20 protein-coding genes and 1 pseudogene are annotated in these 20,250 nt (G+C 56.6%); 10 read left to right on the top strand and 11 right to left on the bottom strand.

The genetic code is table 11. From position 1 onward, the window contains the following. The first annotated feature begins 48 nt into the window (after positions 1-48). From ACR0DE_RS08475 to ACR0DE_RS08465, 3 genes are all read left to right on the top strand, one after another. The gene (locus ACR0DE_RS08475; protein WP_480752625.1) at positions 49-939 is read left to right on the top strand and encodes an NAD(P)-dependent oxidoreductase; all 891 of its coding nucleotides are present in this window, start codon (positions 49-51) and stop codon (positions 937-939) included. A gap of 11 nt (positions 940-950) precedes the next feature. Next, positions 951-1,814 (top strand): sugar phosphate isomerase/epimerase family protein, encoded by an 864-nt coding sequence (locus tag ACR0DE_RS08470; RefSeq protein WP_480752623.1) that lies wholly within the window; start codon positions 951-953, stop codon positions 1,812-1,814. A gap of 112 nt (positions 1,815-1,926) precedes the next feature. After that, positions 1,927-2,346: a secondary thiamine-phosphate synthase enzyme YjbQ gene (locus tag ACR0DE_RS08465; protein WP_480752621.1), complete on the top strand. Its 420-nt coding sequence runs from the start codon at positions 1,927-1,929 to the stop codon at positions 2,344-2,346. A gap of 30 nt (positions 2,347-2,376) precedes the next feature. Here the strand turns inward: ACR0DE_RS08465 and ACR0DE_RS08460 are convergent, their stop codons facing one another. From ACR0DE_RS08460 to ACR0DE_RS08425, 8 genes are all read right to left on the bottom strand, one after another. Continuing rightward, positions 2,377-3,147 (bottom strand): SDR family oxidoreductase, encoded by a 771-nt coding sequence (locus ACR0DE_RS08460; protein ID WP_170396139.1) that lies wholly within the window; start codon positions 3,145-3,147, stop codon positions 2,377-2,379. Further along, positions 3,144-4,184 (bottom strand): zinc-dependent alcohol dehydrogenase, encoded by a 1,041-nt coding sequence (locus ACR0DE_RS08455; protein ID WP_480752619.1) that lies wholly within the window; start codon positions 4,182-4,184, stop codon positions 3,144-3,146. The genes ACR0DE_RS08460 and ACR0DE_RS08455 overlap by 4 nt, the downstream gene beginning before the upstream one ends. Then, complete coding sequence (locus tag ACR0DE_RS08450; protein ID WP_480752617.1) at positions 4,181-5,281, bottom strand: mandelate racemase/muconate lactonizing enzyme family protein; 1,101 nt, start codon at positions 5,279-5,281, stop codon at positions 4,181-4,183. The genes ACR0DE_RS08455 and ACR0DE_RS08450 overlap by 4 nt, the downstream gene beginning before the upstream one ends. Beyond that, positions 5,281-6,276: an ABC transporter permease gene (locus ACR0DE_RS08445; RefSeq protein WP_170403549.1), complete on the bottom strand. Its 996-nt coding sequence runs from the start codon at positions 6,274-6,276 to the stop codon at positions 5,281-5,283. The genes ACR0DE_RS08450 and ACR0DE_RS08445 overlap by 1 nt, the downstream gene beginning before the upstream one ends. A 3-nt stretch (positions 6,277-6,279) precedes the next feature. Continuing rightward, complete coding sequence (locus ACR0DE_RS08440) at positions 6,280-7,257, bottom strand: ABC transporter permease (protein ID WP_170396131.1); 978 nt, start codon at positions 7,255-7,257, stop codon at positions 6,280-6,282. Beyond that, a complete protein-coding gene (locus tag ACR0DE_RS08435) occupies positions 7,242-8,777 on the bottom strand; it encodes a sugar ABC transporter ATP-binding protein (protein WP_255612040.1) in 1,536 nt (511 codons plus the stop codon). The genes ACR0DE_RS08440 and ACR0DE_RS08435 overlap by 16 nt, the downstream gene beginning before the upstream one ends. 67 nt (positions 8,778-8,844) lie before the next feature. After that, a complete protein-coding gene (locus tag ACR0DE_RS08430; RefSeq protein ID WP_170733471.1) occupies positions 8,845-9,819 on the bottom strand; it encodes an ABC transporter substrate-binding protein in 975 nt (324 codons plus the stop codon). A 54-nt stretch (positions 9,820-9,873) separates the two neighbouring features. Further along, positions 9,874-11,331, bottom strand: a complete 1,458-nt coding sequence (locus ACR0DE_RS08425) for an aldehyde dehydrogenase family protein (RefSeq protein WP_480753765.1) — start codon at positions 11,329-11,331, stop codon at positions 9,874-9,876. Between the two features lie 175 nt (positions 11,332-11,506). On the opposite strand from ACR0DE_RS08425, the gene ACR0DE_RS08420 reads away from it, so the two are divergent. Beyond that, a complete protein-coding gene (locus tag ACR0DE_RS08420) occupies positions 11,507-12,607 on the top strand; it encodes a LacI family DNA-binding transcriptional regulator (RefSeq protein ID WP_480752615.1) in 1,101 nt (366 codons plus the stop codon). Positions 12,608-12,617: 10 nt separating this feature from the next. After that, positions 12,618-14,255 (top strand): GMC family oxidoreductase, encoded by a 1,638-nt coding sequence (locus tag ACR0DE_RS08415; protein WP_480752612.1) that lies wholly within the window; start codon positions 12,618-12,620, stop codon positions 14,253-14,255. Between the two features lie 140 nt (positions 14,256-14,395). Here ACR0DE_RS08415 and ACR0DE_RS08410 read toward each other — a convergent pair whose 3' ends face one another. Both ACR0DE_RS08410 and ACR0DE_RS08405 read right to left on the bottom strand, forming a co-directional pair. Continuing rightward, complete coding sequence (locus tag ACR0DE_RS08410) at positions 14,396-14,707, bottom strand: cupin domain-containing protein (RefSeq protein WP_170396125.1); 312 nt, start codon at positions 14,705-14,707, stop codon at positions 14,396-14,398. A gap of 35 nt (positions 14,708-14,742) precedes the next feature. Then, positions 14,743-15,423 carry a GntR family transcriptional regulator gene (locus ACR0DE_RS08405; RefSeq protein ID WP_170626565.1) on the bottom strand — a complete coding sequence of 227 codons (681 nt, stop codon included), beginning with the start codon at positions 15,421-15,423 and terminating at the stop codon, positions 14,743-14,745. Positions 15,424-15,683: 260 nt separating this feature from the next. On the opposite strand from ACR0DE_RS08405, the gene ACR0DE_RS08400 reads away from it, so the two are divergent. From ACR0DE_RS08400 to ACR0DE_RS08380, 5 genes are all read left to right on the top strand, one after another. After that, positions 15,684-16,469, top strand: coding sequence for an SDR family NAD(P)-dependent oxidoreductase (locus ACR0DE_RS08400; protein ID WP_480752609.1), 786 nt, complete (start codon positions 15,684-15,686; stop codon positions 16,467-16,469). A 51-nt stretch (positions 16,470-16,520) separates the two neighbouring features. Further along, positions 16,521-17,504, top strand: a complete 984-nt coding sequence (locus ACR0DE_RS08395; protein ID WP_480752608.1) for a TRAP transporter substrate-binding protein — start codon at positions 16,521-16,523, stop codon at positions 17,502-17,504. 75 nt (positions 17,505-17,579) lie between these two features. Continuing rightward, positions 17,580-18,107: a TRAP transporter small permease gene (locus ACR0DE_RS08390; RefSeq protein WP_480752606.1), complete on the top strand. Its 528-nt coding sequence runs from the start codon at positions 17,580-17,582 to the stop codon at positions 18,105-18,107. 9 nt (positions 18,108-18,116) lie between these two features. After that, positions 18,117-19,397 carry a TRAP transporter large permease gene (locus ACR0DE_RS08385; RefSeq protein ID WP_480752604.1) on the top strand — a complete coding sequence of 427 codons (1,281 nt, stop codon included), beginning with the start codon at positions 18,117-18,119 and terminating at the stop codon, positions 19,395-19,397. Positions 19,398-19,481: 84 nt separating this feature from the next. Then, positions 19,482-19,997 (top strand): redoxin domain-containing protein, encoded by a 516-nt coding sequence (locus ACR0DE_RS08380; protein WP_170396117.1) that lies wholly within the window; start codon positions 19,482-19,484, stop codon positions 19,995-19,997. Between the two features lie 60 nt (positions 19,998-20,057). Here ACR0DE_RS08380 and ACR0DE_RS08375 read toward each other — a convergent pair. Continuing rightward, a pseudogene (locus ACR0DE_RS08375) lies at positions 20,058-20,250 on the bottom strand (IS6 family transposase); the annotation flags it as partial.

The following is a 20,250-nucleotide window of genomic DNA, read 5'->3' as shown; positions in this document are numbered from 1 at the left end:
TCGAAACGCCTGCCATACGGCAACGGCGAAATATCGGGAGGAGCCCAAATGAATACTGCAGGCGTAATAGGTCTTGGCGACATGGGCAGCGGCCTTGCCAAGAACCTGATCAAGAATGGCTTCGAAACATCAGGTTTCGACCTGAGCGAGACGCGTATGACGGCATTTGCTGACATGGGTGGCCGGCCCAAGGACAGCGTGGGACGGGTCGGTCAACACGCCGCCAGTGTGTTTGTCATGGTAATGAACGGAGATCAGGCCCGCGATGTCATTCTGGGTGAAAACGGGCTGGTTGCGAACATGGCCAAAGGCGGAACGGTCATCCTGTCGGCGACCATTACCCCGGCCGAAGCCCGCGCCATCGGGCAGGATATGGAAGGCTCGGGGATTAACTTAATCGACACGCCGGTCTCAGGTGGGTTTCCCGGCGCGCAGAACGGCACATTGACGATGATGGCTGCCGGTGCTGCGGATGCGCTGGACCGAAACGCCGAAGTCATGCAGGCAGTATCGGCAACCATTCATCGGGTCGGAGAAAACGCTGGCGACGGGCAAACCGTGAAAGCCTGCCTGCAATCCCTGATCGGATCGATCTTTTCCGCCACATTCGAGGCTGCGGCCCTGGCGGCCAAAGCCGGTGTCAGCGGTCAGGCATTACTTGATGTGTTCTCCTCATCCAGCGCGGGGTGCGGCGTCGTGAATTCCGCCCTTGAAAACATCATTGATCGCAAGTTCGAGGCCACCGGCAGCCATATCGCAACCATGCACAAGGATCTGACGATCTCGCTGGCACTCGCCGGTGCGTTGGGCGTTCCAATGCACACAGCATCATCCGCTATGCAGATCTTTCACGCAGGAAAAACCAAATACCCGAATGGTGACAACTGGGTGTGTACTCGCGTCATCGAAGAAATCGTTGACGCAGAATTGCATCGCTGAGGGGACCGGACATGAAATTGGGTGTAATTTGCGACGGCATTTCCAGCGATCTGCGGCATGCCGTGGACGTGATGGACGAGTACGGCCTGGACTATGCAGAGCTTCAATTCGTTGGCGATGCGGAGGTCGGGGATCATTCCCCGCAGCAAATTGCCGAGCTCGACGCGCTTTTGCGCGACCGGGGCAAGCCTGTGTCATGTCTGTCGCGCCATATCTTTGCGGGGATGACAGCTGCCAACAGGCCCGGCGACGACCTGCACACTCGGCATATGGACGCCTTGAAACGCGTAATCGACATGGCGCATGTTGTTGGGTCTCCGCTGGTTCGGATCATGACTCAACGAAAAGAGCAGATACTGTGGGGAAAAAACGGCGCCGAGAAGTGGAACGTAGCGCATGGGGTATGGGACTCGATGCCGCCGCTGATCGCGCCGGCGGTTGAACTGGCAAGAGCTGAGGGCGTGACGCTTGTCGTGGAAACCGGAAACGGCACGCTGGTCAATTCCAACTATACAGCCCGAAAGCTGATTGACGAGTTGGACGCCAAAGACTCTTTGAAAGTGCTGTGGGACCCCGGAAACAACTGCTGGTGCCATGAACTGGCATACCCGGACGGTTATGAAGAACTGCGCGGCGGCTATCTGGGTCACATTCATATCAAGGACGTAAAGGTCGACACGCCGCGGGCAACACTGGAAGTGCGCCGCATGGGGGAAGGTCAGCTTGCGCCATTGTTCCAACCCATCGCGGACGCACTCAGATCCGACGGCTATGATGGCGTCATTTCTTTCGAAAGCGTTTATCACCCCGGCAACGGGAATTTCGAAGATGGTTTTCGTCTGTGTGTGGACAGGTTCAAAAGCCTGTTTGCATGAACGTGCAGTCAATATGCGTTCAAAATCAAAAGTTTGATCCCCATTGCTGAATGCCAAATGGGGTGTAGAAAGCTGGGCGCGTTCGCGTGAAATCAAGGAAAGGGCCTGCTGGATGAAGCAAGAGTTTTTTGACCTGTCCATTGAAACGTCGGGCAAATCCCTCATAGACATCAGCGGGATCGTGCAGCGTGCGGTGTCCGAACACGAATTTGTCTCGGGCCTGTTGACCCTTTGGTGCGTCCACACCGGTGCCGCGCTATTGGTGCAGGCCAATGCCGATCCCGATGTGCTCAAGGATATCGAGACGTTCTTCGAGAAACTCGTACCCAAGTCACCAGGCAAGTATCACCACCGCCCGACCGAGGACGACAACGCTCCATCGCATCTGCGGGCGCTGTTGACGCAAACTCAGGTATCGATCCCGGTCGAACAGGGGCAGCTTCCGCTGGGTCGCGTACAAAGCCTGTACCTGTTCGAACATCGGGAAGCACCCAAGGCACGCCGATTGAAGGTGCACTACATCGGGACGTGATGCCTTGGATCACATGGAGCGTTGGCAGTGCTAACGCCCCATCCAGCCCCCGTCGACTACAAGGATTTCACCGTTGACGAAGTCCGACGCAGCGGAGGCCAGAAAGACCACCGGTCCCGCAAAATCAACAGGCGTACCCCAACGGCCTTGGGGTGTTCGTTCCAGGATCGACTTCGACCGGACCGGATCATCCCGCAGGGCTTGGGTGTTGTCGGTCGCGATGTAGCCAGGCGCGATCGCATTCACGTTTACGCCCTGCCCGGCCCATTCGTTGGCCAGGGCTTTGGTCAGCTGTCCAATCCCGCCTTTCGAGGCCGCATAGCCCGGAACGGTGATGCCGCCCTGAAAAGTAAGCAGCGATGCCGTGAAAATGATCTTCCCCGAGCCGCGCGCCAGCATGTCCTTGCCGATCTCGCGTGACAGAACGAACTGCGAGGACAGGTTTACCTCCATCACTTCGTCCCACCAGTCGTCCGGGTGTTCGGCGGCGGGTTTGCGTTTGATCGTGCCGGCATTGTTGACAAGTATATCAGGGGTTTGTCCGTCGGCCCTCAACTGATCAATGAACCCATGCAGCGCGGCGCGATCCGAAAAGTCGCATTGGTAGGCCCGGAAATTGCGTCCCATCGCCGTCACGGCTTTTTCGACATCCGAGCCAGACAGCTCGAGCGAGGCGGACACTCCGATGATATTGGCTCCAGCCGATGCCAATGCTTCGGCCATACCGCGCCCGATACCGCGTTTGCACCCGGTCACAAGGGCCGTCTTTCCCGTCAGGTCGAAACTTTGCAAAACACTCATGAACGCGGTCCTACTTCGATCAGGCTTTTCATTGCGGTTGGGCTGCGATCCAGTGCTTCGAACGCGGCCTGGATGTCTGCCAGAGGGCTGACGTCCGTGATCACAACATCCGCGTCCACTCCGCCCGAAGCGACAACTGCAATGGCTTTCTCGTAATCCTCTGGCTCATAGACCCGAGCACCGATCAGTCGCAGCTCTCGCCAGAAGAACTGGAACAGGTCGATCTGGGGCTTTTGAGCATGGATCGCGACCATTACGATCCGGGCCCGAGTCGCGGCAACGGCGGTCATTGCATCGACACCGGGCTGCGTTCCTGACACCTCGAAAACCACATCTGCCCCTTTGTCGCCCGTGCGCGCGTTGATTGTGGACACCAGATCGGTTTCGATTGGGTTGATCGTGTCAAAGCCAAGTTTTTCAGCAATCGCAAGACGGTTCGGATTCACTTCGGAAATCACGACATTTCCACCCGCGTCCCGCGCAACCATGGCAACCAGGATGCCAATCGGGCCGCCGCCGATAACGACAACGTCCTCTCCAGGTTGCAGGTCAGACAGCCGCACATCGTGGCAGGCAACGGCAACCGGCTCGATCAGCGCCGCGTGATCCATGCGCAAGTCATCCGGCAGAACGTGCAACGTGTGGGCCGGAACACTCCAGATCTCTTGCATTGCGCCATCGGTGTCGAGGCCGAGAAACTTGAGATTCTGACAGATATGCTGATGCCCCCGCTTGCAAGCTGGGCATCCTCCGCAATGATCAAGCGGTCGGACAACGACCTTCTGGCCGGGTTCGACCGTATCGACGCCCTCGCCCACCGCTTCGACCACACCTGACATCTCATGCCCAATCACCCGGTTCAGGCCGACGCGGGCATCCATGTTGCCGTGGTAGACGTGCATATCCGTCCCGCAAATCCCACAATAGGCAACACGAATGGCAGCCTCGCCGGGACCCGGATCTGTCGCTTGGGCTTGCTCTACTGCAAAGCTCTTATCGCCCCTGTAGTATGCGGCAGTGATCGTCTGGGTCGTCATCTATGCATCTCCTTGTGTTCCGCATTCAATTTGTCCCAGTCGAATTCCACTCCGGTTCCCGGGGTATCCGGGGCCACGGCCAGACAGTCTTCGACAACTAGTGGACGGGTCGTGTACTGGTCTATCGGGAATGAGTGTACTTCTAGCCAGCCTGCGTTGGGTTGCGCAGAAACAAGGCTGACGTGCAGCTCCTGCATCCCATGACTGCAAACCGGAATGCCGTGCTGTGCGCTTAGCGCGGCCACGCGCAGCCAGCCGGTGATTCCACCGCAGTTTGAGGCATCGGGCTGGATAAAACTCAGTTTCGCGTCATCAAAGGCGTATTCAAATTCGTGTATGGTGTGCAGGTTTTCACCCATGGCAAGGGGAATACCCGTCGCTTCGACAATCCGACCATAACCTTTGTAATCGTCTGGAATAGTCGGTTCCTCGAACCACAGAATATCGCAATCGGCGAACCCTCTGGCAGCCACGATGGACTGTTCAACGCTCATAGAGTAATTCGCATCGACCATGAAGAACCGGTCCGGCCCCAGCATCTCGCGCACCGCCCGGGCACGTGCAAGATCGTCGGCCAGGTCTGGTTGACCGACCTTGATCTTGACTGCGTTGAACCCACGCGCAAGGTAACCTTCGGTCTGACGCAGCAGTTTCTCCAACGAGAAATTCAGGTCGATCCCGCCGGCATAGGCCTTGCACCTTTTCGACGCTCCACCGGCCATCTGCCACAATGGCGCATTCTGCGTTCTGCCGCGAATATCCCACAGTGCAATATCCACGGCCGAGATGGCAAACGAGGCGATCCCGCCCCGTGCCACGTAGTGCACGTGCCACTGCATGGCATCGTACAGGCTTTCGATCTGTTCGGCGTCTTGTCCAACAAGGAACGGTGCCAGGTCATGCTTGATCATCGCCAGAATGGCGTGACCACCCTTTCCCCCGGTATAGGTATACCCGACCCCCTCGACCCCATCCGAGGTTTGAATGGTGACCGTGATCAATTGAAAAAACGTGTGATCCCCATGTTTGGCATCGACTAGGACTTCGGCGAGCGGAACGTTGAACAGCCGCGCTGATACACTTTCTATGCGATTCATTAACCTAAGACCTTCTGCTGCCTGGCAATAACCCGAGACTGTAAAAGGATGACCGCAAATAGAAAGCCTCCACGTATGACCATTTGCCAATAGGCACTGAAACTGATGGTGCCCTGACCGTTTTCAAAGTTTAGAACGTTGAAGACCAGCCCCAGCAACAGCGCGCCGGCGACCGTCGCAGGGATCGATCCCATCCCACCCGTCAACAAAGTGCCGCCTACAACCACGGAAGCGATGGCTGACAATTCCCATCCGATGCCTTCAAGGGGTTGCCCAGCTCCAAAACCCGAGGCCAGAAAGACTCCGGCCAGCCCTGCACAGCCACCCGACAGCAGGTAGACAAAAGCCTTGGCGCGATTGACCTTCAGGCCCATGAGGTTCGAGGCATCCTCGCTGCCACCGATCGCCAAGACGGTCCGCCCGATGGTTGTTCTTTCCAGCACCAGCCAAAGTGCCAGAGTCAGTCCGGCCACGATGACGATTGCCCATGGAAACAGGCCAAACGCCTGCCCCATGCCAAGCTTGGTGAAGTTCGACCCCCAATCGACCGAAATTGTCTGGGCGCCCGAAATCACCAATGCGCCGCCTTTTGCGGCCAGCATGGTGGCCAGCGTGGCGATGAAGGGCGGGATCCGAAGGATGATTATGCAAAAGGCGTTGATCGCCCCGAAACCAACCCCGGCAAGAACGGCCCCCGGCAACGCAACCTGAATCCCATACGGGCTGAGATAGGCCGCAACAACCGAGGTAAAGGCCGCCACGGATCCGACCGACAGATCAATCCCGCCGGTCATGATCACAAAACACATGCCCAGCGCAATCGCGATGAACATCGCGTTGTAATTCAGGAAAGACGAGAAATTGTAGGCGCTGCCAAAGTTGTCATAGCGCATCAGCCCGAACAGAATCAAAGCCAGCAGTGCGATCCACACCGTCACCGAGGCCGAATTACGTCGAAGGTATTTTCGCAGGTCAAAAGCCGTTTCATCCAACATCGATTAAGTCCTCCGAAACTGCTGGACCCAAACGGCCAGGATAATGATGACGGCCTTGGCGATCAGTGCAACTTCGTCCTCTACCCCGTTGGCCAACAATGTATATTTGACCAACTGGATGATGACGGCACCCAGTATGGCACCAAAGATCGGCGCTCGCCCGCCTTGCAAAAGAGCCCCGCCAACAACCGCGGCCGCGATGGCATCAAGCTCCATCAGATTGCCGTTGCGCGCGGCGTCCGAGGCCGAGTTGATTGCAACCACGATCAAACCGGCTAGGCCCGCAAGCACCGCGCAGATGACATAGGCCCCGATCTTGACCCGTCGGACGGGACCACCCGACAGATAGGCCGCGCGTTCATTGCCCCCTATGGCCAGCAGGTAACGGCCCCATGTGGTTCTGGTGATCACCCAAAACAGCACACAGGCAATGGCCAGCGCCAGCCAGCCCTGGAACGGCAAACCAAGCACTTTACCAGTTCCAAGATAACTGAATGAAGGGTTTGAAAACGTCTGCAGGTTCCCGTTCGTCAAGACTTGGGCAATACCGCGACCAGAGATGAAGAGAATGAGCGTCGCAACGATGGGCTGCACGTTCAACACGGCAACCATCACGCCGTTGAATACCCCGCATAGCCCCGCAATGAACAGCGGCAGGACAATGGCCAAAGTCACGCCTAGCATCGGATTGGCAGCGCCCAGATCCGACAGAAAGATCAGCGGAGCAAGCGCCCCCGCCAGCGCCATGACCGCCCCAACCGACAGATCGATCCCACCCGTGGCGATTACCAGCGTCATCCCCATGGCCACGATGGCGATCGTAGCGACCTGGCTGATATTTACGAACAGGGTTTGCAGTTGCAGGAAATTAGGTGTGAAAAACGCGTTGAATACCAATAGGGCGACCAACGCGGCGATGCCGCCGTGAAAGCGGAAGGGCATTGATGCGACCCGTTGCGGCAACTTCATTGCGCGGTCCATGAACCAGTTCCTTCTTCATGATGCGCAAGCGCGCGCACCAGTATGTTCTCGGTGACCCCGGGGTTGGTCAGTTCCTTGACCGAGCGTCCCTCGTGCATGACAACGATGCGGTCAGCGCCTTCCACCAGTTCTTCGAATTCCGAACTAATGAGGACGACACCAAACCCCTTCTCGACATAAGACCGAATGAACGATTGGATCTCTCGCTTGGCGCCAACATCCACGCCTCGGGTCGGCTCGTCGAGTATTAGGATGTCGGGCTGCGTCGCCAGCCAACGGGCAAGCAGCACCTTCTGCTGGTTGCCGCCGGACAGCTCGCGAATTGGTTGGTCCATATGCGCTGCCTTGATGCCCAGATCGTCGATGAACGCCTGAACGATTTCGCGCTCGCGGGCAAAGTCGATCTGACCACGGCTGGCCAGTTTCGGCAGCAGGGCCAGCGTCATGTTCTCGCGCACGGACATGTCTGGAATGATCCCTTCGGCCTTGCGATCTTCGGTCAGAAAGCCGACGCCGTTCGCGATCGCGTCACCCGGTCCGGACGGTTGACCGACCGTGCCATGCAACTCGATTGCGCCGCTGCGTTTCCCGTCCACTCCGAACAAAGCGCGCGCCGCCTCGGTCCGGCCAGAGCCCAGCAATCCGCCCAACCCGACGATTTCCCCGCGGTGGAGTGTGAGATCGAAATGCGTCAGCCGCGGGCCTGTTGAAACAGAGTCCGCCCGCAAAACGATATCGCCTTTCTTGGCCTTGGCGCCTGCGAAGTCCGTCAGACCGTCTGCCGCGATCTCATCCTTGTTGCGGCCCAGCATGTCCGCGATCATTTCCAGTTTGGTCGTGTCCTGGACGTTACGCCTGCTGACGGTGCGCCCATCTCGCATCGTTGTGACTCGATCGCATATTTGGAACAGCTCATCGAGGAAATGCGAAACATAAAGAACAGACACGCCCTGTTTCTTCAACTCGCGCACAACACCGAACAGCACCTCGACTTCGCTGGCATCCAGCGACGACGTAGGTTCATCCATGATGACAAGTTTCGCATCCAGCGATACAGCCCGCGCAATTGCAACCAACTGCTGGATCGCTGTCGAGAAATTTCCTAACGGCTCGGTCACGTCGATATCTATGCCAAAGCGCGTAAGCACCTCGCGTGCGCGCCTGTTGCCCTCGCGCCAGTCGACCAGAAAGCCGAGACGTTTGGGCTCGTACCCCATGATGATGTTCTCGGTCACTGACCGCAGCGGTACCAGGTTGAGCTCTTGATAGATGGTGGCAATTCCGGATTCCTGCGCTTCGCGCGGAGTGGAGATGCGGCTCGGCACACCCGCCAGATGAACGTCGCCGGCATCCCGATCGTAAACTCCGGTCAGAACCTTGATCATCGTCGATTTTCCGGCACCGTTCTGGCCGATCAGCGCATGAACCTCGCCGGGCGCGATTTCCAGGTTGGCCTGGCTCAGTGCCGGTACGCCGGCAAACGACTTTTCAATTCCCGACATCGAGACGAGCGCATTCATGAGATGTCTTCCTCCGATTGCTTGCAGGCGGCGCCGACCACAGGCCAGCACCACCCACCAGGGAGAATCAATAGGCTTCGTCGATGTGATCGGCCGCATTGTCCTTGGTAAAGATGCGATCTTCGACTTTCACCCATTCCGGGATCGCCTCGCCAGCCGCGTATTTATTCATGACTTCACAAGCCAGAGGGCCGAAGAAGGGTGAGCTTTCCACCGTCACCCCCATCTTGCCATCGATAATAGCCTGAAGTGCATCGCGTGTCCCGTCGATCGAAACGATTGTCACGTCCTCGCCGGGCTTGCGGCCGGCCAGTTCCAGAGCCTGGATCGCACCGATTGCCATCTCGTCATTGTGGGCGTAGACCACGTTCACATCGGGGTGCGCCTGCAGCAGGGTTTCCATCACCTGACGACCCAGGTCGCGCGCAAAGTCACCGGTCTGAGAAGCCACGATCTCAAAGCGGTCATCCGCTGCAATCGCGTCGTCGAAACCTTTTTTGCGGTCATTTGCAGGTGAAGAACCAGTCGTGCCCTCCAACTGGACGATGACGCCATTGTCGCCGTCGAAATTCTCCATCAGCCACTGTGCGGCCCGGTTGCCCTGATCAATAAAATCCGACCCAAGGAACGCCACAAAATGCTCGCCCGGCTTGGCAACGGCCGGATCAACCGAGCGGTCCACCAAAAAGGTCGGGATTCCCGCTGCACGGGCCTTCATAACGGCTGGGATCAACGGTTTTTCTTCCCGCGGGGGCAGGAACAGAACGTCGATGCCTTGGGCGATCATGCTGTCCACATCCGCAACCTGCTTGGCCGCAGATCCGGCCGCATCCGTCGCGATCAGATCCCAGCCACAGGCCTCGGCTGTGTCATGGAAAGATTTCGTTTCGGCAATGCGCCACGGGTTGTTCGATTCCATCTGCGCAAAGCCGACCTTGTAGCGATCCTTCTGCTCAAGCGGTGGCAGATCCTGCGCGATCACCGTGGTGCCCAACAGCGCACCCGCGACAACCGTCGAGATCAAAAGAGTTCTGCGTTTCATGGTTATTCCTCCTCCATTGGTGCGGTCGCCTCCGTTTTGACCGCGAGTTTTAGGTCATGCCCAATTCATGTAAGTCGTCTGTTTCCTCAGATAGCCATCGAAGCCATACGCGCCGTCTTCGCCCCCAACCCCGGACAAACCCCAACCGGTGTGAAATCCCTGTACGGCCTCACCATTGGAGCGGTTCAGGTACAATTCGCCGAACTTCAAACGGCTCGGGGCCTCCATCAATCGCCGGTGCGATGCCGTAAAGAGATAGGCAGACAGCCCGAATGATGTGTCATTCGCTACGTCTATCGCCTGATCAAAATCATCGACTCGCATGGCTATCGCCACAGGGCCAAATACCTCCTCTTGCATCGCGGCATTGCCGTTGTCTGAGACCTCAAGAACCGTCGGGGACATCCAGTGTCCTTTGCGGTGCGCGCTGTCCAACAGGGGCCCGCCTTCCAGATGGACCGTGGCACCTTCCGTGATGCTGCGCTTGATGATTTCGTCGACCTTGGACACCTCGGCCTTGCTTACTTTGGGACCCAGATCGCAGTCCTCCATCGGATCCCCGATCGACAAAGCGCGGGCCGCATACACGAATTTTTCAAGAAACTGATCCGCAATGCCGCGATGCAGATACATACGCTCGTTGCAGGTGCAAATCTGGCCGCAATTGGCAAACCGGGCGGCAATGGCGGCCGAAACAGCAGCGTCAATATCCGCATCCTCCATCACGATGAACGGAGCCTTACCGCCAAGCTCGAGCCGGACAACCTTGATCCGGTCGGCCGCGGCGCGAAAAATCTCTTTACCGGCTCGTGTGCTGCCGGTCATTGTGATCAGTGAGGTATCGGGGTGTTCGACCAACCGCTGCCCTACCACCGGCCCCTTGCCTGTCAGAACATTCAGAACACCGGGCGGAAACCCGACCTTTTCGGCAAGCTCGGCGATCGCGAGACCGGACAGCGGCGTGATTTCGTGCCCCAACAGAACAACAGTATTGCCCGCGACCAGCGCAGGCCCGACTTTCCTGGCGGCCAATGCCAGCGGATAGTTCCAGGCCGTCAACGCAACAACAACGCCATAAGGATGACGCCGGATCTGGATTTCCTCGGACTTGTTGTCCGATGCCACTATGTCACCCGAAATCCTCCGGGCCTCTTCAGCCGCATGGCAAAGAAAGGTAACAGCAGCATCAACTTCACTTCGGGCCTGCGTGATCGGCTTGCCCTGCTCGACCGTGATCAAGGCTGCCAGACGCCCGGCGTCAATCCGAATGGCTTCGGCCAACCGCTGAACCAGTCGCGCCCGCTCGATCGCCGGGCGCGAGGACCACGAGCTAAAAGCACGATGGGCCGCCTCGACGGCCGCATCCGCATGAGCGGCACCGCCATCTGGAACTTGCGCAACGATCTCTTCATTTGCAGGGTTCTCGACACCAACCGTGTCCGCGTCAGAGTCGGTAAAGCGGCCATCGATGAACATCGAATGCCGAACCACCTGACCCAACTCCTCCACCACAGACCGCAATTTCACCTCCCGCGTTTGCTCGGTCAGACCACATTGGCGACCGCACTGCCGATCAAAACACTAATAATATTATTTCGTCAACACTAATATTAATTACTATTCACTAATATTAGTTGCGTGTTCTCCGCATAGTCGATAAAAAGGAAGCGAACAAAAAGGTTGAGCGATGAACGATCAAGCGAACAAGACCGGGCAGCACAGGGGCGTGGGACGAGTCGCGGGCCGGCAGCGCATAACGATGCATGATATTGCACGCGTCGCCGGGTGCTCACAGACGACAGTATCGCTGGTTCTAAACAAGAACGATTCCGTCAAAATCTCCGAGGACACAAAGCAAAGAGTCCTGGATGCCGCCAACACGCTTGGATACGCCATGCCCTCTCAACTCAGGAAACCCCAGGACAGCGCGCCTCGACCCTCGGCGTTAGACGGCACCATCGCTTTTGTCGTGGACGATCTGGCGTCGAGCCCCGAAATGGTAAACGCGTTTAATGGCGTGAAACAGGCCGTTCGGGACACGGGAAATCTTGTATTGCTGGCAGAAACCCAAAACGACCCCGAGGTCGAACCCAGAACGCTTAGGTATTTCCTCGACCAACAGGTTGCGGGCATCATTTACGCAACCGTTTTCACCCGGCGGGTGGTCGTTCCGGAAATACTCAGGCAGACCGCAACCCCGGTTCTGCTGCTGAACTGCTTTTGCGACGACCTCTCTTTTCCTGCGGTGATCCCCGGCGAAGTCGCTGCTGGACATACGGCGACCAACGCCCTGATCAAGGCGGGGCACAAACGAATCGCCACCATCACCGGCGAGCCGTTCATGGAATGCGCCGCAGGGCGAACGACCGGGTACAGAAACGCCCTTGCTTCCGCCGACATCCCATTTGACGAGGATTTGGTCATCGAGGGCAACTGGCTGCCCAGCGCAGGCTATGCAGCCACGCGCGAATTGATGGACCTGCCCTCTCAGCCAACCGCCATTTTCTGTCAGAATGACCGAATGGCAATCGGCTGCTATGAGGCGCTCAAGGAACTTGGCCTATCCATCCCCGAAGACATCTCGGTCATCGGATTTGACGATGACGAAACCGCGCGACACCTGTCGCCACCCCTGACCTCGATGATCCTTCCAACTAGGGCGATGGGACGCTGGGTCATCGAACAGTTGTTCCACGGTCCGACGGATGGTCAGCGACACCCTCTCGTGAAGCTTGAATGCGAACTGGTGGAGCGCGACTCGATCAGCGAACCCAAACGCCGGGCCTGAAGGCGAAATCATGACGGAAACCTTCGATCATATCGTCATCGGCGGCGGCTCTGCCGGCGCAGCAGCTGCAGCGCGACTGGTCAACCAGGGCAAGTGCAGGGTTCTGGTGCTGGAGGCCGGGCATTCGCACCGCCATCCGTTGCTGGACATGCCGCCGGGTATCTTCAAGATGATCAACGGGTCCAAGTTCATGACCTACCACCAGACCGAACCGCAGGACCACCTGGACGGTCGCGTGCATGACATTCCGCAGGCCAACGTACTGGGTGGCGGGTCGTCTGTGAATGCCCAGGTCTATATGCGTGGCCGCCCTTCTGATTATGATGCGTGGGAGAACCTGCTCCGACAGACCAACGACAGAGTCGGCTGGGGATGGGATGATGTGCTGCCCTACTTCCGTAGAATGGAAGACAATAACAGGCTTCACAATGACCTGCATGGCAGCAACGGTCCGGTGCAGGTCTCGGATCCGGGGCATATCGACGACATGTCACGTTGGTTCGTTCAGTCGGTCCAGGCCCTTGGCGAACCATTCAACACGGATTTCAACGGCGCAACGCAGCGCGGTGTCGGTTTCTATCAGTTCACCAATCGCGCCGGTAAGCGCAGTTCGTCGGCCTATGCGTTTCTCACCCCTCTCGAGACGAACCCGAACTTGACCATCCAGCTTGGCGCAACGGTCAGCAAAGTCATCATCGAAAACGACAAGGCCGTCGGCGTGCAGTATCGAGACAAACGCGGAGCCCACACGGTCCGGTGCGATGGTGAAGTTGTCGTTGCGGCGGGCGCTCTGGTGACGCCAAAAATCCTAATGCTATCAGGCATCGGACCTGATGCACATCTTGCCGATCACGGTATTCCCGTGATCTGCCCATTGCCTGGGGTTGGCCAGAACCTGATCGACCACCCCGAAGTTCCAATTACCGCCTTTGCCAACGGTCCCTACGGATACTTCAAACAAGGTGAGGGCTGGCGGATGCTTCGCAACGGCATCCAGTTCAAACTGTTCGGCAGCGGACCGGTGACTTCCGCCGGAGTCGAAGCCGGCGCGTTTGTCAATCCGTCGATTCCTGATGGAGAACCAACCATTCAAGCTTTTTGCGTGCCAATTGTTTATCTGGATCGCGACGCTCTGGACGAGGTGCAGGATGACTTTGGCCTGACCGTTACGACCGTCGTGGTCAAACCGAAATCACGCGGAGAGGTCCGGCTTCGCTCGGCCGATCCTCACACCATGCCAGTGGTCTCGCCCAACCTTCTGAAGCATGAAGACGACATGCAGGAGATGATCCGGGGACAGCGGTTCTTTCGCCAGGCATTCACGTCGGGCCCGCTTGCACAAAGGATCCGCGAAATCGTCATTCCGATAGCGGACGACGACCAGACGCTGCGAGCACATTGTAAGAGATTCGTAAAAACCAACTATCACCCGGCGGGCACTGCCAAAATGGGCCGGGACGGCGACGGAATGGCCGTGCTGGACGCCAGAATGCGTGTGCGCGGGATCGAGAGCTTGCGGGTGTGCGACATGTCAGCCGTGCCCGACATCAACGCCGGCAACACAAACGCACCTGCCATGATGCTGGGCGAACGATGCGCCGACCTGATCCTCGGTATCGGATCAGCCCGCGAGATACGCAATTCCTAACCTGAGCTGCGGCGTCGCCCGTCATTAATCCGATTTCTAACGCAGAATATGGCATCGCCCTGCCCGACCCACCGAAAATAGACTACCCTGCCTCAATGCGCAGAACGTGGCCAAAGGTCATGGCGCGGACGGAAAACGCCTTACAGAAAATCGTCCCGCCTGGGCGTGAAGCAGTCGATCAACTCTCCGGCAGCCAGGCAAACACAACCATGGCTTACACCGGACGGAATGATCAGGCTGTCACCGGGCTCCAACGCTCGCTCCTGATCTCCGATGACAAAGTTGAACCGCCCGGACCGCACAAAAGTCGACTGCACATGCGGATGGTCGTGCAACACGCCTTCGGCACCTTCTTCAAACCGGAATGAAACCATCATGAGGTCTTCATTATCCGCCAAAACCTGGCGCGTGACACCTGATGCAGGTGATACAATCGGATAGCTCTTGGTCATAATGCGAGGTCCTTAGTCAGTTGGCGGCGTTCAATTTACTCGAAATACTCGGCATGTTTCGAGTGAACCTCCTCGATGGTCTTGTCGATGCGGCCCAGATGGCGGCGTATCATCTCGGTCGCAGTCGCCTCGTCGCGGTCTGCTAGCGCTATTGCCAGCTCAACATGATCCCGAACCAGAATGTCGGCCTCGCTCTCGCGCCCAAGGCTTAGAACGCAAAGGCGGTCGATCTTTCTTTTGCATTCCTGAATCGTGTTGAAGGCCAGCGGGTTGCCGCTCAACTCACAAATCAGTTGGTGAAAGTCATAGTCGAGCTGATGGAACTTCTCGGCTTCGTTCCTTGAAACGACGTCTTTCTGCTGCTTGAGATTGTCCTCCAGCAGCTTCGAATATTCGGGCTTCCAGTTCCGACATGCAGCGCGCACCACTTCCAACTCGACCGAGAGGCGAACAAAGCGTGCATGACCGATGCGTTCCATGGAAAAACTACGTACCCGCGTGGCTTTCTGTGGCCGGATCAGCAGCAAATCCTGCGCCTCAAGCCTGTTGAAAGCATCGCGGACCGGCTGCCTCGACACTTCGAACTTTTTTGCAATATCTGCTTCGGACAGTTTTGTTCCCGGCAGAATTTCCAGTGAAACGATCGCCTCGTACAAACTCTCATATACGATGTCAGTGGTGGTGCGCCGCTCGATTTTATCCGTAATACTTTGCATTTCCTGCCTTTTTCTGCGCGTGACCAACACCGGCGGCATTCTGGGCCACTAGGCCTCACCCTCCGATACTCCTCAATGTATCTCCAGCCAATCCATTTAGCACGGGCCGTGCGAAGCCTTTTGTGGCTCCCAAACAAATTTGTTGACAATACTAGTATCCTAGTCGACTACAATAGGCAACACGGCTGAATGCTCGTTAAGGCTCAAAGACCAAAACGGGCGCACTGACTGGATGACCGGGGACCCAAAGGGACAGGAAAATGACCGAATTGAACGCTGAACAGATTGGCCCTTACTTGGAACTGGCAGGGAAGGTTGCGATCGTAACCGGCGGCGGACGGGACATTGGCCGCGCCTGCGTCATGAAACTGGCCAAGGCTGGAGCGTCGATCGCGATCAACTATCACAGCTCATCTTCGGGTGCGGAATCGGCGGTTCAGGAAATAACGGCTGCCGGAGGTAAGGCGATTGCCATACAGGGCGACATGACCTCCGGTGCGGATGTGGAAAGGCTGATCTCGGAGACTATTGCGACATTCGGACCTCGGATCGACATTCTTGCCCACGTGACCGGCGGATTGCTGGCCCGGAAGACCCTGTCTGAGATGGATATGGAACATTGGTGCCATGTCATGGACCTGAACACCACTTCTTTTGCCCGCACTGTTCAGGCCGTGTTGCCGCATATGAAAAAAGGCGGCGCGATCGTCGGGTTTGCGAGTCAGGCGGGGCGTGACGGGGGTGGCCCAGGCGCGGTCGCCTATGCGGCCTCGAAGGGTGCGGTCATGACGATGACGCGTGGATTGGCCAAAGAACTGGGGCCGGACATCCGGGTAAATTCGGTTTGCCCGGGCATGATCGACACCGATTTTCACAATGTCTTCACAAAAAGCGAAGTGCGGACCAACGTGGCCGGCGCCACGCCGCTTAAACGCGAAGGCACATCCGAGGATGTCGCCAATCTGGTCGCCTATCTGGCCTCAGACGCCGCTGCTTTCATTACGGGCGCGAACATCGACATCAACGGAGGCCTGCTCTTTTCATAACCGGCCTTCGCCGGGCATCGAGTCAACTGTCTGTTTTCTAGGGAGGAAAATATGAATATCAAACTGACTAAAACGCTGATGAGTGCCGCGACCGTGGTCGCAATTACCGGAAGCGCATCCTTCGCAGAGGATTGGCGCGGGTGGAATATCCACGTGGATGGTTACCCAAACACCATCGCAATGGACAAATTCGCAGAACTCATTACGGAAAAAACTGGCGGTGAAATCAGCCTTCAAATGTTCCATGGGGGCACACTGGGCAGTCAGCCCGACGCGGTTGAACAGGTCCGCGCAGGCGCATTGGAAGTCGGCAACTTTAACCTGGGCCCAATTGGCCCGATTGTCGCCGAGGCCAATGTTGTATCGTTGCCCTTTATATTCAAAGACGTCCCGCACATGTTCCGCGTCTTGGACAGTGAGGGTGGCGAGGCAATTGCGGCGGGTATGGCAGCCAAAGGCTTGACACCTCTTGCGTGGTATGACGCTGGCGCTCGCTCCTTCTACAACGGAACAAAGGCAATCAACGCACCTGCCGATGTCGAGGGAATGAAAGTTCGGGTCATGAACAACGACCTGTTTACAGGCATGATTTCTGAGCTTGGTGGCAACCCATCGCCAATGGCGTTTGCCGAAGTTTATCAGGCCCTGAAAACCGGTGTCGTCGACGGTGCCGAAAACAACTGGCCATCGTACGAGTCAACTGGCCACTTCGAAGTTGCAGGTTTCTATTCGCTGTCTCAGCACCTGATCATACCCGAATGTATCTGCATTAATACCGACACGTTCAACGCACTTTCACCTGAGATGCAGGCCGCGGTTCGAGAGGCAGCTCAGGAATCTGCAAAACTTCAGCGGCAATTGTGGGCCGAGCGCGAAGCAGCCAGCCGTACAGCCGTCGAAGAAGCTGGTGTGGTCGTGAATGAAGTGGCAGACAAAGCCCCGTTCCAAGCGGCTATGGGCCCGGTTTACGAAGCCTACTTTGCTACGAACCCCGATTTACGCCCGCTTGTCGAGACTATCCAGGCGACGGACTGATTTAGCTACATTGGGTCTGATATTGTCCGGTCCCGCACAAGCGGGTCCGGACGCCTGATCAAGAGTTGTGAGCCAATGAGTTATACTTCCCTGACCCCGACATCTGTGCGCAAGATGATCCAGATCCTGGATTGGATCGCCGACGTGTGCCGGGTTTTGACCGGTGTCGCACTGGTTGTCATCACGGTCATATTCGGATGGCTAGTATTTGGTCGCTATGTTCTGAATGCGACGCCGACCTGGGTCGAGCAAGTCGCCTTGCTTCTCGTCATGACAATTGCGTTTCTCGGTGCGGCAGTAGGTGTACACGATAACACGCACTTGTCCGTGTCTCTCGTGCGTTCTGCAGTTCCTCCACGTGTGAGGACCATTTTGGTTATCTGCACAGACGTGCTTATGGCTGGGTTCGGCGCCTTGATGCTGTGGTTCGGAGCTCGACTTACGATCTTTAAGTGGGGATCGCTAATCCCATTGATTCAAGTCCCCGAAGGCTTGCGTTCATTGCCTCTCACAATTGGCGGAGGACTTATATTACTCTTTTCCGTTGGTCATCTAATCCGCCTCTATGTCGGTTTTGACGAGCGCAATGACAGCATCGAATAGAGGCGAATGATGGGAATACTTCTGTTGCTTGGCGTGTTCGCCCTCTGCGTTCTGATCGGAACGCCTGTAGCATTCGCGCTTGGAATAGCGGCCATTTCGGCATTTTGGTTCGAAGGCTTACCCTTGATGATCGGATTTCAGCGGATCGTCTCCGGGATCAATGTATTCTCGTTGATGGCGATCCCTTTCTTCATTTTTGCAGGTGAACTGATGTTCCACGGCGGGATAGCCATGCGTCTCGTCAGGTTTGCTTCGGCCGCTGTCGGGGCCGTGCGCGGCGGCTTGGGAATTGTAAACGTGTTTTCTTCGATGCTTTTTGGGGGGATTTCAGGATCGGCCATCGCAGACATTTCCGCACTGGGGTCTATCTTGGTTCCTGTGATGAAAGAGAAAGGTTACGATGCAGATTACGCCGTAAACGTGACCGTCACGTCCTCGATTGCCGGTATAATTATTCCACCCAGTCACAATATGATCATTTTCGCGATCGCAGCCGGGGGTGGAATATCGATCTCGAAGCTGTTTCTTGCGGGCGTTGTTCCAGGAGTTTTAATGTGCCTTTGCCTTGCTGTGGCGGCGTACCTTGTAGCGGTGCGCAGAGGTTATCAAGCTGAGACTTTCCCGGGTTGGTCAGCGCTCGTAGTGAGCTTCTTCAGTGCAATTCCAGGACTTTTGACGGCTGTGATTATCGTCGGCGGTGTGTTGTCGGGTATTTTCACCGTTACGGAGTCCGGAGCTTTTGGGGCCATTTACGCATTTGTGGTCACTCTGATCGTCTACAGAAGCATAACGTGGGAAAACTTTTGTATTGCCGTCTCTTCTGCTGTGCGCACGACGGCGATGGTAATGATATTAATCGCATGCGCTGGTGCGTTTGCCTACATGCTGACCTTTTACAGAGTTCCGGACAGAACCGTAGATCTGCTTACTGGGTTGACAGAAAATCCGATACTCATCCTGCTGATGGTAAATGCGGTTTTGTTGTTGCTTGGAATGATTATGGATATGGCAGCTCTAATTCTGATCTGCACACCCATTTTTCTACCCGTTGCCAACAGCCTTGGGATTGATCCGCTGCAATTCGGGATGATCTTGCTCGTGAATTTGGGATTAGGATTGTGCACACCACCGGTCGGATCGTGCCTGTTTGTCGGTTGCGCCGTGGGTAAATTGCCAATGGAGAAAGCCGTGCGAACAATATGGCCCTTCTACTTGGCAATTCTCTTCGCATTAATGCTTATCACTTTTGTACCCGCGATTTCACTAACACTGCCAAGCTTGGTTGGGTGAATAAAGTACATTCAAGTTTAAAGGCAGACACTTGAAGCTAAGCTTGGGTTCGAGTTTCTCTCTTAATGAAAAAAGGAAGCTGACATGTCGCAAAAACCCAAAGTGAATGCTCCCGTCGAGCAGATCAGTGTTTTTGATGTCTGCGGTGGCGAAATAGAGATTGGTCGGCCCAAAGATCGATGGACGATGCTTTTCGTCTATCGCGGGCGTCACTGTCCCAGATGCAAGCGATTTCTCAACAAATTGAACGCCATGCTGGCTGATTGGAGCAGCGTCATGGATGTAGTGGTCGTTTCTGCTGACTCTAAAGAAAAGGCTTTGGCCGACAAGGAAGAGTTCGGTTGGACATTTAACTTGGGCTTTGGATTGACCGAAACGCAGATGCGATCACTTGGCCTCTACGTGTCGGACCCTCTTTCGGAGGCTGAGACAACCACATTGTTTGCAGAGCCCGGCGCATTCGGAATTCGGCCAGATGGCAGTTTGATGTTGGTCGACATTTCGAATGGCCCTGCTGCGCGCCCGGATCTTGAAGAATTGCTAGACGGAATGAAGTTCAATATCGAAAACAACCGACCGACCCGGGGAACAGTTTTTTAACTGCAACAGTGCAGTCAGGCGAATTCGAACCAGTCTCAGCTAGGCCAGTATAGCTGTCCTTCATTCGTCACAAAGACCCCGCCACTCGGCGAGAGCGGCGGTGAGTATCAGCTTGAAGGTGCCTCGGCTGGCAAGCGCTCTTTCTCGTTGAAGTGGTTGTAGACAGAGGAGTTGACGGCGGCGAGCTTCTGCAAACTTCGCATCCGCCTGAAACGTTGCATGGCGCGTTCGCGTCGTCGGAAAGGCAGGTGCG

Source organism: Ruegeria sp. C10 (assembly GCF_056537805.1).
Note: the sequence above shows the minus strand (reverse complement) of the source record. Positions and strands in the feature narration are given on the sequence as shown.

Excerpts from the sequence above, each read along its gene's own strand:
- ACR0DE_RS08475 (WP_480752625.1), top strand. The coding sequence starts at position 49 with ATGAATACTGCAGGCGTAATAGGTCTTGGCGACATGGGCAGCGGCCTT.
- ACR0DE_RS08470 (WP_480752623.1), top strand. The coding sequence starts at position 951 with ATGAAATTGGGTGTAATTTGCGACGGCATTTCCAGCGATCTGCGGCAT.
- ACR0DE_RS08465 (WP_480752621.1), top strand. The coding sequence starts at position 1,927 with ATGAAGCAAGAGTTTTTTGACCTGTCCATTGAAACGTCGGGCAAATCC.
- ACR0DE_RS08460 (WP_170396139.1), bottom strand. The coding sequence starts at position 3,147 with ATGAGTGTTTTGCAAAGTTTCGACCTGACGGGAAAGACGGCCCTTGTG.
- ACR0DE_RS08455 (WP_480752619.1), bottom strand. The coding sequence starts at position 4,184 with ATGACGACCCAGACGATCACTGCCGCATACTACAGGGGCGATAAGAGC.
- ACR0DE_RS08450 (WP_480752617.1), bottom strand. The coding sequence starts at position 5,281 with ATGAATCGCATAGAAAGTGTATCAGCGCGGCTGTTCAACGTTCCGCTC.
- ACR0DE_RS08445 (WP_170403549.1), bottom strand. The coding sequence starts at position 6,276 with ATGTTGGATGAAACGGCTTTTGACCTGCGAAAATACCTTCGACGTAAT.
- ACR0DE_RS08440 (WP_170396131.1), bottom strand. The coding sequence starts at position 7,257 with ATGGACCGCGCAATGAAGTTGCCGCAACGGGTCGCATCAATGCCCTTC.
- ACR0DE_RS08435 (WP_255612040.1), bottom strand. The coding sequence starts at position 8,777 with ATGAATGCGCTCGTCTCGATGTCGGGAATTGAAAAGTCGTTTGCCGGC.
- ACR0DE_RS08430 (WP_170733471.1), bottom strand. The coding sequence starts at position 9,819 with ATGAAACGCAGAACTCTTTTGATCTCGACGGTTGTCGCGGGTGCGCTG.
- ACR0DE_RS08420 (WP_480752615.1), top strand. The coding sequence starts at position 11,507 with ATGAACGATCAAGCGAACAAGACCGGGCAGCACAGGGGCGTGGGACGA.
- ACR0DE_RS08415 (WP_480752612.1), top strand. The coding sequence starts at position 12,618 with ATGACGGAAACCTTCGATCATATCGTCATCGGCGGCGGCTCTGCCGGC.
- ACR0DE_RS08410 (WP_170396125.1), bottom strand. The coding sequence starts at position 14,707 with ATGACCAAGAGCTATCCGATTGTATCACCTGCATCAGGTGTCACGCGC.
- ACR0DE_RS08405 (WP_170626565.1), bottom strand. The coding sequence starts at position 15,423 with ATGCAAAGTATTACGGATAAAATCGAGCGGCGCACCACCACTGACATC.
- ACR0DE_RS08400 (WP_480752609.1), top strand. The coding sequence starts at position 15,684 with ATGACCGAATTGAACGCTGAACAGATTGGCCCTTACTTGGAACTGGCA.
- ACR0DE_RS08395 (WP_480752608.1), top strand. The coding sequence starts at position 16,521 with ATGAATATCAAACTGACTAAAACGCTGATGAGTGCCGCGACCGTGGTC.
- ACR0DE_RS08390 (WP_480752606.1), top strand. The coding sequence starts at position 17,580 with ATGAGTTATACTTCCCTGACCCCGACATCTGTGCGCAAGATGATCCAG.
- ACR0DE_RS08385 (WP_480752604.1), top strand. The coding sequence starts at position 18,117 with ATGGGAATACTTCTGTTGCTTGGCGTGTTCGCCCTCTGCGTTCTGATC.
- ACR0DE_RS08380 (WP_170396117.1), top strand. The coding sequence starts at position 19,482 with ATGTCGCAAAAACCCAAAGTGAATGCTCCCGTCGAGCAGATCAGTGTT.